A 15,851-nucleotide genomic window follows, 5' to 3' on the forward strand; every position below is an offset into this window, starting at 1 on the left:
GGGTCAGAAGGGCGCGGCGACGTCGGCGATGCGCTGGCCCCAGGCCGGCTGCTGAACGTCCATCAACCGGCCGCGGCCGCCATAGGAGATGCGTGCCTCGGCGATCTTGTCGTAGGCGATCTGGTTGCCCGCCGAGATGTCGAGCGGATTGACCATGCCGGCGATCGTCAGCACCCTGACTTCGTAATTGACGAGCACTTCCTGCGAGCCGCGGATCATCAGATTGCCGTTCGGCATCACGTCGGTGACGATCGCGGCGATCGACAGGCGCAGCTTTTCGGAACGGTCGATCGAACCCTTGCCCTTCGCCTCGGTGTCCGAGTTGAGCGTGAGGTCGCCGGTCGTCGAGCCGGAGGTTCCGAGCCCACCGAAGCCCTCTGCGCCGAAGGAAACGTCGAAGCCGCCCTTGCGTGCCGAATTGCGCGACCGGCCTGTCGAATTGTCGAACTGCGCCTGGTCGTCGATGGCGATGCTGACGGTCAGAACGTCGCCGACGCGGCTCGCCCGGATGCTGCGATAGAGGCTCTGGCTGCTCTGGTCCCAGGTCGAGGCGAAGCTGCGGCGCGGCTCCGGCGGGAAGGCGACCGGGATCGGCGCTGCCGGCGAGGAGACGCCATAGCCGACCGGGCTCAGCGAAGGACCGGTGGCGAGATTGTCGAACTGGTTCGTCTGGCAGCCGGCGAGGGCGAGCCCGGCGAGCGGGATGAGAAGGCGGCGCATCACGAGGTCCCGTTCGAGCGCGCCCGCTTGGCGATGCCGACCATCACGCCGGTGAGCCGTGCGGCGCGCGCCGGCTCCATCTCGTTGAGAATCGCGCTCGCAACGCGGGGGTTGAGCCTGGCGAGGATCGCCGCAGCCGGGTCGTCGCCCATGATGGTGAGCTGCGCGGAGGCCGCATCGGGCCGCATCTGCGAGAACACGGCGAGCAGGTTTTCGTCGGCCTGTTTCAGGAACTCCTCGCGGCGGCTCAGCCAGGTCTCGTAGTCGGCCCGCTTGGCCTCGAGCGCGGCGATCCGTTCGTCGATGGTCTTCTGCATCGCCTCCAGCGCGGCCTTCTGGCGGGCGAAGCGCGCGTCCTGCGCCGCCTGCGCGACGCCCTGGCAATACTGTTCGGCATTGGTGCCGCGCGGCGCCGGAGGGGGCACCGACCGGGCCGTCATCGCCGGCTCGGCGGCGGCCGCCTCTGCGCCGCCGCCATGCTCGGCTGCGGGCGCGCTCTCCGCGCGGGCCGGCGGAGGGACGACGAGGGCGGTGAGCAGCGCCGCTGCCGCGGCGAGGCCGAGCATGCGAGGGAACGCCTTGGCCGGTCGCTCGACGGATTGCGATCCGACGGCTTCGGGCTCGTCCGCACGGTCGTCGAAAGAGCCGAGACCGCGCGCGACCACGAGCAGGCCGGATGCCATCAGGCCGACGACGCCGCCGGCCACGAAGGCGAAGGTATGGGACAGAACGACACTCAGGGTCATTGGTCACCTTCACGGCCGCCGATGCGGCCCGGAAAAGGCGGCGTCACTGGATGACGAGATCCGCCTGGAGCGCGCCGGCCGTCTTGATCGCCTGGAGCACGGCGATGATGTCGGTCGGCCTCATGCCCATACGGTTCAGACCTTGCACGAGGGTTTCGAGATCGGTGCCGCTCACCACCGCGAGATGTCCGCCGCTGCTCTCGACCGAGACGTCGGTGCGCGGCAGCACGACGGTCTCGCCCTCCGAGAAGGGCGCGGGCTGGGAGACGACCGGATTCTCCGTGACCCGCACGGTCAGATTGCCCTGGGTCACGGCGACGGTTGAGATCTGCACGTTGCGGCCGATCACGACGGTGCCGGAGCGCTGGTCGACGACCACGCGCGCCGCCGTGTCCGGCTCGATCGGCAGTTCGCCGACCATGCCGAGGAAACGCGCGGCGTTGAGCCGGGCGGGCCGCCGCACGACCACGGTTCCGAGATCGCGCTCTTCCGCGATCGGCCGCTTGCCTTCGGCGAAACGGGCGTTGATCGCGTCGGCGATCCGCGACGCCGTCGTGAAGTCGGGGTTGTCGAGGGCGAGAACGAAGCTGTCGAGCGTGTCGAGCCGGCCGGGGGCGGGCCGCTCGACGAGGGCGCCGTTCGGAATGCGGGCGCCGGTCGGCACCCCTTCGGTCACGCTCTCGGCGGCGCCGGCGGCGGTGAGGCCCGTCACCGCGAGCTGGCCCTGCGCGACCGCATAGGTCTTTCCGTCCATGCTGGCGAGGGGGGTGATCAGAAGCGTGCCGCCGCGCAGTGATGTCGCATCGCCGAGCGAGGCGACATTGACGTCGATGCGGGCGCCGATGCCGGCGAAGGCCGGCAGGTTCGCCGTCACCGCGACGGCGGCGACGTTGCGCGCCCGCAGCGGCACGCCGCGCGCCGAGATGCCCATGCGGTCGAGCATCGACTGCATCGCCTGCTCGGTGAAGGGCGAGTTGCGCAGCGTGTCGCCCGTGCCCTGCAGGCCGATGACGAGGCCGTAGCCGATCAGCTGGTTGTCGCGCACGCCCTCGACGCTCGAGACGTCCTTGATCCGGGTCGCGGCACCGGCGCCGCCGAGACCGGCGAGCGCGAAGGAGAGGGCGAGGGCGGCCGAGAGAATGCGCATCACGGGCCCACCTTGACGGTTCCGTCCGACTGGACGACGCCGGACACGATCCGGCCGCTGTCGCTGTTCTTCACGCGCACGACGCTGCCCAGCGCACCCGATTCGAGTGGCACGCCGAGCGCCGTGATGCGCAACCCGTTCTCCTCGAACACCAGCTCGGTCCCCGTGCCGCGCAGCACGAGCTGCGCCTCGGCGACGGAGGCGACGAGAATCGCATTGCCCGGCAAGAGCATGCGCCGTGCGATCTTGCCGACCAGCTGGCCGCGGTCGTGCGCGACCGGATAGCGGGCGACGACCCCCGCGGGGAAGGGGCGGTCGAGCAGCATCGCGTCGGTGATGGTGTCGCCGGGGGTGATCGTCACCGCGGCGACGGGGAGCATCACCTCGGGCGATGCGGCGGCGGGGAGAGCCTCCTGCGCCTGCGCGCAGGCGAGCGCGAGGGCGAGCGCCACCGCCGCCCCCGACAGCAACCGGATCATGATGGAGAACCTTGCTAGCGGATACCCTTCGAGACCGTCGCGGCCATCTCGTCGGCGGCCTGGATGACCTTCGAATTCATCTCATAGGCGCGCTGCGCCGAGATCAGCTCGGTGATCTCCTTGACGGGATCGACGTTCGAGCTCTCCAGATAGCCCTGATGGATCTTGCCGAAGCCGGGATCGCCGGCAAGGCCCGTCACCGGCGTTCCCGAGGCGGACGTCTCGCGGTAGAGATTGTTGCCGATCGGCTCGAGGCCGCCGTCATTGGCGAAATTGGCGAGTCCGATCTGGCCGAGCTGGGTCGGCTCGGCCTGGCCTGGAACCTTGGCGTAGATGGTGCCGCTCTCGTTGACGACGATCTCGGTGGCGTCCGAAGGCACCGTGATCGCCGGGATGACGACATAGCCGTCATTCGTCACAAGCTGCCCGTCGGGTCCCTTGTTGAAGGAGCCGGCGCGGGTGAACAGCGTCTCGCCGGTGGGGCCGGTGATCTGGAACCAGCCCCGCCCGTTGATCGCGAGATCGAGCGGGTTGCCGGTCTGGGTGAGCGGCCCCTGGATATGGATGTTGCGCACGCCCACCGTGCGCACGCCGAGGCCGACCAGCGCGCCGTCCGGAATGGGCAGCCCGCCATCGACATTGGGAACGCCCTGGGCACGCTCGGCCTGATAGAGGAGATCGGCGAACTCGGCACGGGCGCGCTTGAAGCCCGTCGTGTTGATGTTCGCGATGTTGTTCGCGATCACTTCGAGATTGGTCTGCTGGGCGTTCATGCCGGTCGCGGCGATGGCGAGCGCTCTCATCTGCGGTCCTCAGATCGAAAGGCGGGAGATTTCCTGATAGGCGGCGACCACCTTGTCGCGCACGGCGAGAGCGGTCTGGAGGGTCTGCTCCGCCGCCATCACAGCCTGAACGACGTGCTGCACCGAGGAACGACCCTCGATGCCGGTGATCGCGGTTGCCTCGGCTGTCTTCAGCGTGCCGACGGCCTGGCTCGAGACATCGGCGAGGACCTCGCCGAAGGGAGTGCCTCCAGCCGGTTTCGCGACAGCCGCGGGCGCGGCCGCGCCAGCGCCTCCGGTGCCCGCGCTCGAGAGGCGGGTGGTGATCGATCCGACAGCGTCGAGCATCATCCGCCCCTCAAAAGATCGAGTGTCATCGAGATCATGGAACGCGCCTGTTTCATCATCTGGAGATTGGCCGAATAGGAGCGGCCCGCATCGCGCAGGTCCGCCATTTCCACGAGGACGTTGACGTTCGGCAGCTTGACGTCGCCATTCTGGTCGGCGGCCGGGTTGCCCGGATCGTGCTCGACCTCGAAGGCGGTCGCCCGGTCTACGCCGATCGAACGAACCGAGACGCCGGTGAAGCCGAGGGCGCGGTCGAGCTCGCTCGCGAATTCGACGGTCTTGCGCCGATAGGGATCCGCACCCGGGGTCGCACCGGTCGAACGCGCATTGGCGATGTTCTCGGATGCGATGCGCATGCGCAAGAGCTGCGCTTCCATTCCGGAGCCGGCGATCCGGCCGATCGAGAGCAGGGGGTCTGACATCAGCCGCTCCTTACGCTGGCGAGCATCATCCGGTGAAAGGCGCGCGCGATGCTCGTGTCGAGACTGAAGGCGCGATGGGCCTCGCCGGCCTGCACCATCTGCTGGTCGAGACTGACCGAGTTGCCGGTCGCGGTGACGCTCCAGCTCTCATCGGCGCCGAGCTTGACGCCGCCGCCGCTACCGGACCCCGCCACCATGTGGCGCGGGTCGGTGCGCATCTGGGTCAGACGCGTGCGGTCGAGCACGGAGGTGAAGGGCTCGACGTCGGACGCGCGATAGCCGGGGGTGTTGGCGTTGGCGATGTTGGCGGCGATCGTCGCCTGGCGCACCGAAGCCCAATCGGCGTGGCGCGCGGCGAGATCGAACAACAGGATCTTGTCCAAGGGGCACTCCGAACTCTCGATGGAACCAGATTAGGACGAGAACCTTGCTTGGGGCTGGCGGCGCCGATCAGTGTCCGGCAAGGCGTGCGGAGGCGAGCGCCGCGGCGAAGCGGGCGAGGCCATCCTCCTCGGGGCCGCCGGATGCGAACTCGATCCGGTCGACATTGACGCCGATCACCGCCGCCGCGAACACGATCCGGAAGGCCGCCCGGAGCTGGGCGCAGGCGAAGGTCATCTCGATCGAGACATGGGGCGGCGTGCCCCAATCGGTCTCGATCGTCGCCCTCCGGGCATAGCGCAGGCAGCCCGGCTTCAGGAAAAGCTCCGCCGAGGAGGCGATCAGATCGTCCATGTTCTCGTCGCGGCGATGGCTGATGTAGGACATCACCACGCCGGCATTGGTGAGACAGAGTTCGGCGAGAAAGCCGCGCAACGTCTCAGCGAGCAGCTTCTCGTAAGGCAGGAGCGCCAGCGGAGGCAGGGTCCGCCTGTCGAGGCTGCGCGGGCCGTCAGGTCGGGCCATTCTTGTCTCGGCTGTAGACGAAATAGAGAATCTTGGCGATCGGCCGGTAGAACTCCGGCGGAATCCACTGGTCGACCTCGACCGCGGCATAGAGCGCCCGGGCGAGTTCGCGGTCCTCGACGACGGGCACGTCGTTCTGCTCGGCGATCGCGCGGATCTTGAGGGCGATCAGATCGACGCCCTTGGCGAGCACGAGCGGTGCGCCGCCCTTCTGGCGGTCGTATTGCAGGGCGATCGCGTAATGCGTCGGATTGGCGATCACGACGGAGGCGCGCGGCACGGCGCTCATCATGCGCTGGCGGGCGCGCTGCTGGGCGAGCGAGCGCATCCGGGCCTTGACCATCGGGTCGCCCTCGGCCTGTTTGAACTCTTCCTTGACCTCCTGCTTCGTCATCCGCAGCTCGGCCCGCCAGCTCAGCCGCGACCAGACGAGATCGATGCTGACGAGCGCGATCGTCGCGACGCAGACGACGGAGACGAGCCGGACCGCCAGTGTGAGCAGCATCGAAGGGACGAGCACGGGGTCGGTGGTGAGCGCCCCGAGCAGGTCGTCGCGGCCGGAGAAGAGGAGGATGCCGCAGGCGATGGAGATGGCGAGGAACTTGAAGAGGGACTTGAGGAACTCGATCTGGCCGTGCTTGCCGAAGATCCGGTTCCAGCCGGCCATCGGTGAGATTCGCGACCACTGCGGCCGGATCCGCTCGCCGACCAGTCGCGGCGTGTTCTGCAACAGCGCCGCGACGAGGCCGGCGACGGCGAGCAGCAGCACGACGGGCAGGAGCACCCGGCCGGCGAGCCCGGCAATCATCCAGAGCAGGGCCGTCGCATCCTCGCCCGTGTCGAGCCGAAGCCCGCCGGGATCGTCGATCAGCCGAGCCAGCCCCTCGGCGAGCATCGTCGTCTGGTTGGCGGCGAAGAAGACGAGGCTGACGAGGATGCCGAGGAGCGAGGCGAACAGTGTCGCCTCGCGCGAGAAGGGAATGTTGCCCTTCTCCACCGCGTCGGCGATCTTCTTCTCGCTCGCCTCCTCGGTTTTGCTCTCCTTGTCGCTATCCTCCGACATGGGCGGCCTTAGCGGACATAGGCGTCGTCCTCTCCGCCCGAATTGAGTTCGATCTCGCCGCGCCCGGCCATTTCGAGCGCGAGGTCGGTGATCGCGCGGCGCGCTTCGGCGACATCGCGCTGCGAGGAAGGTTCGCTGCTCATCAGCTCCTGCTCCACCATGCGGCGCACGCGCGAGCCGAGCGATTGCAGGATGATCTCGCGGAATTCGGCATCCGTGCCCTTGAGGGCGATCACGGTGCGGTCGTTCGGCACCTGGTCGAACAGCGAGGTGCGGGCGCGCGCCGGCAGATTGATGATGTCGTCGAAGGTGAAGAGCAGGCCCTTCAGAATTTCGGCCGATTTCGGCCGCGTGTTGGCGAGGTTGGAGAGCACGTTCTCCATGTCCTCGCGCTCCATCTTGTTGATGATGTCGGCGATACGGGCGTGGGTGTCGGCGCCGGCATTGCGGGCGAGGTTCACCATGAAGTCTTCGTGGATGGTGTTCTCGATGATCCGCATCGTCTCGTCGACGATCGGCTTGAAGGCGAGCATGCGGCGCATGACACCGTTGCGCATCTCGAGCGGCAGATGGCTGAGCACCTTGGCGGCGCAGGCCGGCTTGACCTTGGAGAGAACGAGCGCCGCGATCTGCGGATGCTCCTTCATCACATAGGCGGCGATCGTCCCTTCAGAGACCGCCGAGATGCGGTCCCAGATCGAGTGGTTCGCGGCGCCGAGCACCTCCGTCATGATCTCGGCGATCTGTTCGGGCGGCAGCACGCCGTTGAGCAGCCGTTCGACCTCGCCGGCCGAGCCGACGACATTGGCGCCGGCGACGAACTGGGTGGCGAACTCCTCGATCGCCAGTTCGACCTGCGCGGTGGAAACCGGGCGCATCTCGGCGATCGCCCGGGTGACGAGCCGGATCTCCTCCGGCTGGAAATGCTTCATCAGACGGGCCGCGGTCGTCTTGCCCATCGTCATCAGGAGCGCCGCGACGCGGTCAGCGCCCGTCAGGCCGCGCGATCCGCGCGTCGCCACTGCCGCCATGGCTGCCGCCTCAGCGCGTGATTTCGCCGGTCGCGCCGACGATCTCGGTCAGCGACACGCCGAAGCGGGAATTGTCTTCGTCGACGACGACCACTTCGCCGCGGGCGATGATGCGGCCATTGACCACGATGTCGACCGGCTCGCCGACGCGGCGGTCGAGCGAGACGATGGCGCCGCGGCCGAGTTTCATCAGCTGGGCGACCGGCAGCTGGGCGGAACCGAGCACCACCTGCAGCGTGACCGGAACGCGCAGCAGCGAGTCGAGCCCGCGTCCGGCGAAAGTCTCCTCCGGCTCGCGGCCGGGAACGAGGGTCTCGGGGGCGAAACTCTCGCTCACGGGCGAATCTCCGGATCGCGGCCGATCGACTTGCCGGCGCGGTCGAGCCGCCAGAGCACCGCCTCGGCCTCTTCGATCTTCCGGCAGAGCTGGACGAGCAGGTCGCGGCTGTCGTCGTTGACGAGGCCCACGGCGGCCCGGGCCTTGAGGAGCGCCACAGTGCTGTCGTCGAGCGCGGCGCGGTAGCGGCCCTGGTCGACCGCGAGCGCACGCAGCCGGCGCTGCATGAGCACGACACAAACGCTCGTCATCACCAGGGCGGCGAAGAGGAGGGCTTCAGCGGGGGAGAATATCATCGAGAAACTCCTGGTCGAGATCGATGGCATCTTCGATGCGCAACACATAACTGCCTTGAGCTTGCCCGAGGCTGCACCAGAACAGCGGCTCCTCTTCGCTTTCGAGGCGTACGCGACTGCGCGTCGTCGCCTGGAGCGGCAGCAATTGGCCGACGCGCAGCGCTGCCGCATCGCCGAGCGTGACCTCGCGCTCTTCGAGGACGGCGCGCAGCCTTACCTCGGTGCGGCCGACCTCGCCCCGGATGTGCTTGGTCCAGGTCGGGTCGCGCGGGGAGGATTCGCCCGCCGTGGTGCTCGCGAGCTGCTGGCGCATCGGCGTCAGCGCGGCCTGGGGGATCAGGACGAACATCTCGCCGCCGCGGTTGATCGCCTGCAGCAGCAGCTTGGCGCAGACGGCGAGATTGTTGCGCCGGCCGATCACCGCGAAGTCCATGCGCGTTTCCTGCCGCTGCAGCTTGAACGTCGCCCGGCTGACGAGGGCGAAACAGGCCTGGAGCGCCTTCGCGACCTGTTCGAAGAGGGCGATGGCGATTCGCGTCTCGATGTTCGAGAACGAGCGCTCGTCATCGATCGGCGGCTCGGTGCCGTCGGCCCCGAACAGCACCTCGACCATGGTGAAGATGAAGTCGCGGTCGAAGCCCACGATGACGTGGCTGTCCCACTCCGGCGAATGGAAGACCCCGGCGATGGCGTTGCCTTCATAGCCGTCGAGGATGTCGCCGATGCGGCCGCTCTCGACATGGCTGAGCGAGTAATAGGCCTGGGAGGCGGCGAGCTGGCGCAGGCTCTCGGCGCAGTTGGTCGCCAGCCGGTCGAAGATGACGTGCAGCATCGGCAGCTTGTCGAGCGCCAGACCGGCGGCGTCGAGCAGCAGGTCGCGGATGTCGCGCGAGCCGGCGGCATTCGGAGGAGCGTGCATGTTCATGGCTCAGGCTGCCTGCTTGACGGCGCCGGCCGGCGGCACGTTCGAGATCGACTCCGCCTCGACCTCGTCGATCGTCGGCCGCTCCCCCGAGGAGATGGTCTTGCGGCCGTGCTCGAGCGCGATCTGCGGCAGGGCGCCGTTCATGAAGGCGATCAGCGCCTGCTTCACGATGATGTAGGGCTGGCACTGCTTCTCGCGCGTCAGCTTGATCTTGTTGGCGAGCGGAGAAAGGATCGCATACGAGCCATAGATGCCGACGAGCGTGCCGATCAGCGCCGAGCCGATGTAATGGCCGAGGATCTCCGGCGACTGGTCGATGGCACCCATCGCCTTGACGATGCCGAGCACCGCGGCGCAGATGCCGATCGCCGGCATCGCCTCGGCCACCGTGCCGATCGCGCTGGCGGGTTTGGTCTTGTGCTTCCGGATGGTCGAGATCTCCTGCTCCATCAGCGCCTCGATCTCGTGCGAGCGGGCATTGCCGATGACGATCAGGCGGGCATAGTCGCAGATATACTGCGTCAGTTCCTTGTCCTTCAGAATGCCGGGGAAGTGCTGGAAGATGCTCGAGTTCTGCGGATCGTCGATGTGCGCTTCGACCTCGTTGCGGGGTCGCGTCCGCAACTCACGCATCAGCGCGTAGAGCAGGCCGAGGAGCGCGAGGAAGTCTTTCCGTTTCGGGGCCTTCCCGGAAATCGCCTGCATGATGCCGGCGCCGCTGTCCTTGATGGTCGACATCGGGTTGGCGATGATGAAGGTGCCGAGCGCGATGCCGCCGATGATGACGTATTCGAAGGGTTGCCAGATCACTTCGATATGGCCGCCCATGGCCATGAAGCCGCCGGCCAGCGACGCCATGCCCAGGATGATGCCGATCAGAACGCCCAAGGTGATGCCACTCCGTTGTTGCGGAGCGGTCTAGGCCGACAAGGTTGCGCGAGGCTGGCCGCGATGAGCCGGCGGGGTGGAAAGCCCCGTGCAAGGTTGTCGGGGGAGGGTGCCGGACGAAGAAGGGCGGCCCGGCCATGGACACCACATTCTCCACCTATCGCCTGCTGACCCGCAACCTCGACCGCACGCTGAAGCTCAAGGCGGCCGAACCCCAGGTCGCGCTCGAGACGAAATACTATCTCGAAAACATCACGAAAGTGAAATCGGTCGACGATTTCCTCAAGAACACCCGGCTCTTCAACTATGCGATGAACGCCTTCGGCCTCGGCGACATGGCCTATGCCAAGGCCTATATGCGCAAGGTGCTGAACGAGGGCATCACCGACACCAAGTCCTTCGCCAACCGGCTGAACGACGAGCGCTTCGTCGCTTTCGCGAAGGCGTTCGACTTCGACAATTACGGCGCGCTCACGACCTCGCGCAGCCAGGCGCGGCAGGATGTTGCGGACAAATATGTCCGCCAGGCGCTCGAAGTCGACCAGGGAGTAGAGAACGAGGGCGTGCGCCTCGCCCTCTATTTCCAGCGCGAGGCGCCGAGCGTGAAGTCGGCCTATGGCCTGCTCGCCGATCCAGCGCTCTGGAAGGTGGTCAAGACCGTCTACGGCTTCCCCGATGCCATGGCGATGGCCGACATCGAGAAGCAGGCGAATGCCGTGACGAAGCGGCTCGACATCGCCGATCTGAAGGATGCAACGAAGCTCGACCGGCTGATCCGCCGCTTCACGGCACGCTGGGACGCCGATCAGGGCGTCGCGTCCTCCCCGGCGCTGAGCCTCATCGGCAGGTCTTACAGCACCAGCAGCAACGTCGCGCTGACGCTGCTGGGCTTCAAATACGGGGGCTGACCATGACCAGTCTTTATGTCGCGCTCTCCGCCCAGATGGCGACGGAGCGGCGTATGGCGACGATCGCCAACAATGTCGCGAACATGAACACGCCCGGGTTCCGGGCGGAAGAGATCCGCTTCGAGGACGTGCTGTCGGGTGCCGGCGACGGCACGCGCTTCGTCTCCTCCGGGCAGACCTATACCTCGCTGCGCGCCGGTCCCGTCGTCCAGACCGGAAATGCCTTCGACGTCGCGCCGCAGGGCGACGCCTGGTTCGGCATCCAGACGCCGGCCGGTACCGCCTATACCCGCGATGGCCGCTTCCATCTTTCCGAGACCGGCCAGCTGCTGACGGTCGAGAACCATCCGGTGCTCGATGCGGGAGGGACCGAGCTGATGCTCGACCCGGGCGCCGGCGAGGTTCACATCGCGGCCGATGGCGCCATCAGCCAGGGCGGCAACCGACTCGGCTCGCTCGGCCTCTTCACGCTCGCAGCCGATGCCAAGCTCAGCCGTTACGGCGGCGCGGTGATCCCGGACAAGCCGGCGGAGCCGGTGCAGGATTTCACCAGCCTCGGCGTCCGCCAAGGCTATATCGAGGGCTCGAACGTCGACCCGGTGACGGAGATGACGCGGCTGATCAACGTCCAGCGCGCCTTCGAGATGGCGAGCCAGGCGGTGCAGCAGGGCGAGGACTCGACCGCCGAGGCGATCCGCACGCTCGCCCCCTCCTCCTGAGCCTGAGCGCGCGCCATGAACCGTCTCGCCCGGCTCGAAGCCGCCATCCAGTCCGGCCTCGACGAAGAGCCTTTCGTGCGCGTGCGCGGCGCGGTGCGCGAGGTGGCGCCCACCCACTTCGTGGTGAGCGGTCTTTCGAGCCATTTGCGGCTCGGCGATTCCGTGACGGTCGACGCGGGCGGGCGCGCGGTCGTCGGCGAGGTCGTTCGCCTCGACCATGCCGCGGCGATCATCAAGCCCTTCGACGAGCGCATCGCGATCGGCATCGGGGCGGCGGCGCACAGGGCGGGGCCGCTCGCCTTTCGGCCGGCGGCCGACTGGAAGGGCAGGGTAATCAATGCGCTCGGCCGGCCGCTCGACGGATTGGGACCCCTGACGGTGGGGCCTCGCGCCATGCCGCTCGACGCCGATCCGCCCGAGGCGATGAGCCGGTCGCGGATTCACAAGCCGCTGCGCACCGGCGTGCGCGTCATCGATCTGTTCACGCCGCTCTGCGAGGGGCAGCGCATCGGCATCTTCGCCGGCTCGGGAGTCGGCAAGTCGACGCTCCTCTCGATGCTCGCCCGCTGCCAGGGTTTCGACACCGTGGTCGTCGCGCTGGTCGGCGAGCGCGGCCGCGAGGTGCGCGAGTTCCTCGAGGGTCCGCTCGCCTCGAACCGTCATCGCGCTGTGGTGGTCGTCGCGACGAGCGACGAGAGCGCGATGATGCGGCGGCTGGCGCCCCGCGCCGGCTTCGCCGTCGCCGAGTATTTCCGCGATCTCGGCGAATCGGTGCTGCTGATCGTCGACAGCGTGACGCGCTATGCCCATGCCGCCCGCGACGTCGCGCTCGCCGCGGGCGAGCCGGCGGTGACGCGCGGCTATGCGCCGAGCGTCTTCTCGACGCTGCCGCGCCTGCTCGAGCGGGCGGGACCCGGCGCCGAGGGCAGCGGCTCGATCTCCGCCGTTTTCTCGGTCCTCGTCGACGGCGACGACCACAACGATCCGGTCGCCGACGCCATCCGCGGCACGCTCGACGGCCATATCGTTCTCGACCGGGCGATCGCCGATCAGGGCCGATTCCCGGCGGTCAACGTGCTCGGTTCCGTGTCGCGGCTCGCCGATCTCGTCTGGACGCCCGAGGAGCGCACCCTGATCCGCCGATTGCGCGGTCTCGTCGCCCGCTACGAGGATACGCGCGACCTTCGCCTGATGGGCGGCTACCAGGCGGGTTCGGATGCCGAACTCGATCAGGCCGTCGGCGTCGTGCCGCGCATCTACGACGCGCTCCGCCAGTTCGCCGACGCGCCGCCGAGCCGCGATCCCTTCGGCGAACTCGCCCAGGCGATCCGGGGCTGACCGCTCCGGGCGGGGCGCCAGTCTCGCGCAAGCATCGCGCTGTTCTCTAGCGGCGGCAGGCCAGTCAGGAGTGATGAGATGAGCCTTTACGGCATGATGCGCACCGGCGTGACCGGTATGGCGGTGCAGTCGAACAAGCTCGGGGCGATCTCCGACAACATCGCCAATTCCGGCACCGCCGGCTACAAGCGCGCCTCGACGGAGTTCTCGACCCTGCTGCTGCAGAGCGGCCCCGGCGAGTATAATTCCGGCGCGGTCAATTCGAGCACGCGCTACGCGATCAGCCAGCAGGGCGCGCTCAACTACACCACTTCGGCGACCGATCTCGCGGTCCAGGGCAGCGGCTTCTTTCTCGTCTCGGGCACCGATGGCCTGCCCTATCTGACCCGTGCCGGCTCCTTCGCGGTCGATGCCTCGACCGGATACCTGACCAACACCGCCGGCTTCCGCCTGATGGGCTACGACATCTCGGGCGGCGATCCGAACATCGTGCTGAATGGCGCGGGCGGCCTGCAGCCGCTGCGGATCGCCGATGTGCGGCTCGCCGCGATCCCGACCCGCACCGGCGCATTCGCCGCCAACCTCCCGGCCAATGATGCGGTGGTGACGGGATCGACCCCGGCCGACAACATCGCCGGAGCGAAGTTCTCTCAGAAGTCCTCCCTCGTCACCTTCGACAATCTCGGCAAGGAGGTCACGCTCGACATCTATCTGACCAAGACCTCGGACTCGCCGATCGCCTGGGAAATGACCGCCTTCAACCGCGCCGATGCGGGCCTCGGCGGCGGCTTCCCCTATGCGACCGCGCCCCTCGCGAGCCAGAGCCTGACCTTCGACGCGCTCGGCAATCTCTCCTCGACGCCGTCGATGATGCTGACGGTGCCGAACGGTCAGGATCTGACGCTCGACCTGACCGGCATGACCCAGCTCGCCGACGACTACACGCCGCTCAAGGCGACCGTCGACGGCAATGCGCCGAGCTCGGTGTCGGGCGTCATCATCGGACCGGACGGCATCGTCTCGGCGCTCGACAGCAGTGGCCGCAAATCGCCGATGTACCGGATTCCGCTCGCCACCGTGACGAGCCCGGACAATCTCAATCCGAAGCCCGGCAATGTCTACGAGACGACGCGCGAATCCGGCGCCCTGCAGATCGGCTTCCCGACCGAGAACGCGCTCGGCACCATGGTGTCGGGTGCGACCGAGCGCTCGAACGTCGACATGGCGTCCGAGCTCACCGAGATGATCAGCGCGCAGCGCGATTACACGGCCAATTCGAAGGTCTTCCAGACCGGGTCGGAACTGCTCGACGTCCTCATGAACCTGAAGCGGTGAGGCCGCGATGAGCCTCTCGCTCGCCCTCAACACGGCGCGCTCCTCACTCTTCGCGACGGCGAGCCAGATCGAGACGACGGCGCGCAACATCGCCAATGCGGGGCAGGCCGGCACGTCGCGCAAGATCGCGGTCACGGCGACCGCGCCGGGCGGCGGGGCCTATGTCGTCACCGTGTCGCGGGCGGCGGACAGCGCGCTCTATACGCGCATGCTCGCGGCGACCTCTTCCTCGGCCGCCGGTGCCGCGCGGCTCGAGGGGCTCGACCGGATGCAGGCGACGATCGGCGATCCGGAAAGCGACGCCTCGCCTGCCGCCAAGCTCGGGGCTCTGGGCGATGCCCTCGCGCAATATGCCAATGCGCCCGACGAGCCCTCGCTCGGCGCGGCCGTGGTAACCTCGGCAAAGGATCTCGCCCGCACGCTCAACGCCGCCGCCGCCGCCGTCCAGAGCGTCCGCGAGGACGCCGATGCGGGCATGGTGCGCTCGGTCGCCCGGGTCAACGATCTGCTGCGCCAGTTCGCCGTCGAGAACGCGACGGTGATCAAGGGCTCGGCCGCGGGCACCGATGTGAGCGACGCGATGGACCGTCGCGACACGCTCCTCGCCAGCCTCTCCGAGGAGATGGGCGTTACCGCCATCACGCGGTCGAACAACGACATGCTGATCTACACCGATGGCGGCGCGACGCTCTTCGAGAGTTCGCCCCGGACCGTCGCGCTCGCCGCGACGCCGGTGCTGGCGGCGGGCCAGTCCGGCGCGGCGGTGACGGTGGACGGCGTTGGCGTCACCGGTGCCGATGCCGCCATGCCGCTGCGCTCCGGGCGGATCGCCGGCCTCGCGGCGCTGCGCGACAGCCTCGCCCCGACCATGGAGAAACAGCTCGATTCGGTGGCGCACGGTCTGATCGCCGTCTTCGCCGAGACCGACCGGACCGGCGGCGGCGCACCGGCGCCCGGCCTGTTCACCGCGGGCGGGACCACCGTTCCGGCCGATCCGACCGGACTCGCGCGCCGCATCGGCGTCGTCGCGGCCGTCGACACGGATCGCGGCGGTTCGCCGGCGCTGCTGCGCGACGGCGGCATCAATGGCCCGTCCTACCGGGCCGGCACCACCGGCTATGCCGGTTTCGCCGACAATCTGCGGGCGATGGGCGACCGCCTCGATGCCGTGCGCGGCTTCGACAGCGCGGCCGCCCTCGATCCGCAGGCGAGCCTCGGCGATTTCGCGAGCGCCTCGGTCGGCTGGCTGGCGCGGCAGCGACAGAACACGGCGGTGACCGCCGACAGCGAGAAGGCCCTGCTCGCGCATGCTTCCGGTGCGCTCTCCAATGCGACGGGGATCAACATGGACGACGAATACGCCCGCCAGCTCGAACTCGAGCGCAGCTATCAGGCCTCCTCAAAGCTGATCGCGGTGATCAGCGGCCTGTTCGACGTGCTGCTCCAGGCGACGCGGTGATC

The 15,851-nt window shown here is 68.2% G+C and carries 20 protein-coding genes; 5 read left to right on the plus strand and 15 right to left on the minus strand.

The genetic code is table 11. The features are described 5' to 3' along the window. Positions 1-3: 3 nt before the first annotated feature. From flgH to motA, 15 genes are all read right to left on the minus strand, one after another. Positions 4-720 carry a flagellar basal body L-ring protein FlgH gene (gene flgH / locus GGQ63_RS00320; RefSeq protein ID WP_183851608.1) on the minus strand — a complete coding sequence of 239 codons (717 nt, stop codon included), beginning with the start codon at positions 718-720 and terminating at the stop codon, positions 4-6. Beyond that, positions 720-1,466 (minus strand): MotE family protein, encoded by a 747-nt coding sequence (locus GGQ63_RS00325; protein WP_183851609.1) that lies wholly within the window; start codon positions 1,464-1,466, stop codon positions 720-722. The genes flgH and GGQ63_RS00325 overlap by 1 nt, the downstream gene beginning before the upstream one ends. Positions 1,467-1,509: 43 nt before the next feature. Beyond that, the gene (locus GGQ63_RS00330) at positions 1,510-2,613 is read right to left on the minus strand and encodes a flagellar basal body P-ring protein FlgI (protein WP_183851610.1); all 1,104 of its coding nucleotides are present in this window, start codon (positions 2,611-2,613) and stop codon (positions 1,510-1,512) included. Beyond that, a complete protein-coding gene (flgA, locus tag GGQ63_RS00335) occupies positions 2,613-3,092 on the minus strand; it encodes a flagellar basal body P-ring formation chaperone FlgA (protein WP_183851611.1) in 480 nt (159 codons plus the stop codon). The genes GGQ63_RS00330 and flgA overlap by 1 nt, the downstream gene beginning before the upstream one ends. Before the next feature lie 14 nt (positions 3,093-3,106). After that, a complete protein-coding gene (gene flgG, locus GGQ63_RS00340; protein WP_183851612.1) occupies positions 3,107-3,895 on the minus strand; it encodes a flagellar basal-body rod protein FlgG in 789 nt (262 codons plus the stop codon). 9 nt (positions 3,896-3,904) lie between these two features. Continuing rightward, complete coding sequence (fliE, locus tag GGQ63_RS00345; RefSeq protein ID WP_183852564.1) at positions 3,905-4,222, minus strand: flagellar hook-basal body complex protein FliE; 318 nt, start codon at positions 4,220-4,222, stop codon at positions 3,905-3,907. After that, positions 4,222-4,644 (minus strand): flagellar basal body rod protein FlgC, encoded by a 423-nt coding sequence (flgC, locus tag GGQ63_RS00350; protein ID WP_183851613.1) that lies wholly within the window; start codon positions 4,642-4,644, stop codon positions 4,222-4,224. The genes fliE and flgC overlap by 1 nt, the downstream gene beginning before the upstream one ends. Then, positions 4,644-5,027, minus strand: a complete 384-nt coding sequence (gene flgB, locus GGQ63_RS00355) for a flagellar basal body rod protein FlgB (RefSeq protein ID WP_183851614.1) — start codon at positions 5,025-5,027, stop codon at positions 4,644-4,646. The genes flgC and flgB overlap by 1 nt, the downstream gene beginning before the upstream one ends. A gap of 67 nt (positions 5,028-5,094) precedes the next feature. Then, on the minus strand, positions 5,095-5,550 hold the full coding sequence (locus tag GGQ63_RS00360; RefSeq protein WP_183851615.1) for a hypothetical protein: 456 nt from the start codon (positions 5,548-5,550) through the stop codon (positions 5,095-5,097). Continuing rightward, positions 5,537-6,613: a flagellar biosynthesis protein FlhB gene (flhB, locus tag GGQ63_RS00365; RefSeq protein ID WP_183851616.1), complete on the minus strand. Its 1,077-nt coding sequence runs from the start codon at positions 6,611-6,613 to the stop codon at positions 5,537-5,539. Before flhB ends, GGQ63_RS00360 begins: the two co-directional genes overlap by 14 nt. An 8-nt stretch (positions 6,614-6,621) precedes the next feature. Next, on the minus strand, positions 6,622-7,644 hold the full coding sequence (locus GGQ63_RS00370; RefSeq protein ID WP_183851617.1) for a flagellar motor switch protein FliG: 1,023 nt from the start codon (positions 7,642-7,644) through the stop codon (positions 6,622-6,624). A 10-nt stretch (positions 7,645-7,654) separates the two neighbouring features. Continuing rightward, positions 7,655-7,981, minus strand: a complete 327-nt coding sequence (gene fliN, locus GGQ63_RS00375) for a flagellar motor switch protein FliN (protein WP_183851618.1) — start codon at positions 7,979-7,981, stop codon at positions 7,655-7,657. Beyond that, complete coding sequence (locus tag GGQ63_RS00380) at positions 7,978-8,277, minus strand: hypothetical protein (RefSeq protein ID WP_183851619.1); 300 nt, start codon at positions 8,275-8,277, stop codon at positions 7,978-7,980. The genes fliN and GGQ63_RS00380 overlap by 4 nt, the downstream gene beginning before the upstream one ends. Continuing rightward, positions 8,258-9,202: a flagellar motor switch protein FliM gene (locus tag GGQ63_RS00385; RefSeq protein ID WP_425502031.1), complete on the minus strand. Its 945-nt coding sequence runs from the start codon at positions 9,200-9,202 to the stop codon at positions 8,258-8,260. Before GGQ63_RS00385 ends, GGQ63_RS00380 begins: the two co-directional genes overlap by 20 nt. 3 nt (positions 9,203-9,205) lie before the next feature. Then, positions 9,206-10,090 (minus strand): flagellar motor stator protein MotA, encoded by an 885-nt coding sequence (motA, locus tag GGQ63_RS00390; protein ID WP_183851621.1) that lies wholly within the window; start codon positions 10,088-10,090, stop codon positions 9,206-9,208. 137 nt (positions 10,091-10,227) lie between these two features. Here motA and GGQ63_RS00395 point away from each other — a divergent pair, with 137 nt between their 5' ends. The 5 genes from GGQ63_RS00395 (at position 10,228) to flgK (ending at position 15,849) form a co-directional block, all read left to right on the plus strand. Beyond that, positions 10,228-10,998: a DUF1217 domain-containing protein gene (locus GGQ63_RS00395; RefSeq protein WP_183851622.1), complete on the plus strand. Its 771-nt coding sequence runs from the start codon at positions 10,228-10,230 to the stop codon at positions 10,996-10,998. A gap of 2 nt (positions 10,999-11,000) precedes the next feature. Then, complete coding sequence (gene flgF / locus GGQ63_RS00400) at positions 11,001-11,717, plus strand: flagellar basal-body rod protein FlgF (RefSeq protein ID WP_183851623.1); 717 nt, start codon at positions 11,001-11,003, stop codon at positions 11,715-11,717. Positions 11,718-11,732: 15 nt separating this feature from the next. Then, complete coding sequence (fliI, locus tag GGQ63_RS00405; RefSeq protein WP_183851624.1) at positions 11,733-13,055, plus strand: flagellar protein export ATPase FliI; 1,323 nt, start codon at positions 11,733-11,735, stop codon at positions 13,053-13,055. A gap of 78 nt (positions 13,056-13,133) precedes the next feature. Further along, positions 13,134-14,390: a flagellar hook protein FlgE gene (locus GGQ63_RS00410; RefSeq protein WP_183851625.1), complete on the plus strand. Its 1,257-nt coding sequence runs from the start codon at positions 13,134-13,136 to the stop codon at positions 14,388-14,390. Positions 14,391-14,397: 7 nt separating this feature from the next. Beyond that, positions 14,398-15,849 (plus strand): flagellar hook-associated protein FlgK, encoded by a 1,452-nt coding sequence (flgK, locus tag GGQ63_RS00415; RefSeq protein WP_183851626.1) that lies wholly within the window; start codon positions 14,398-14,400, stop codon positions 15,847-15,849. Positions 15,850-15,851: the final 2 nt, after the last annotated feature.

Source organism: Prosthecomicrobium pneumaticum (assembly GCF_014199915.1).
Taxonomy (GTDB): domain Bacteria; phylum Pseudomonadota; class Alphaproteobacteria; order Rhizobiales; family Kaistiaceae; genus Prosthecomicrobium; species Prosthecomicrobium pneumaticum.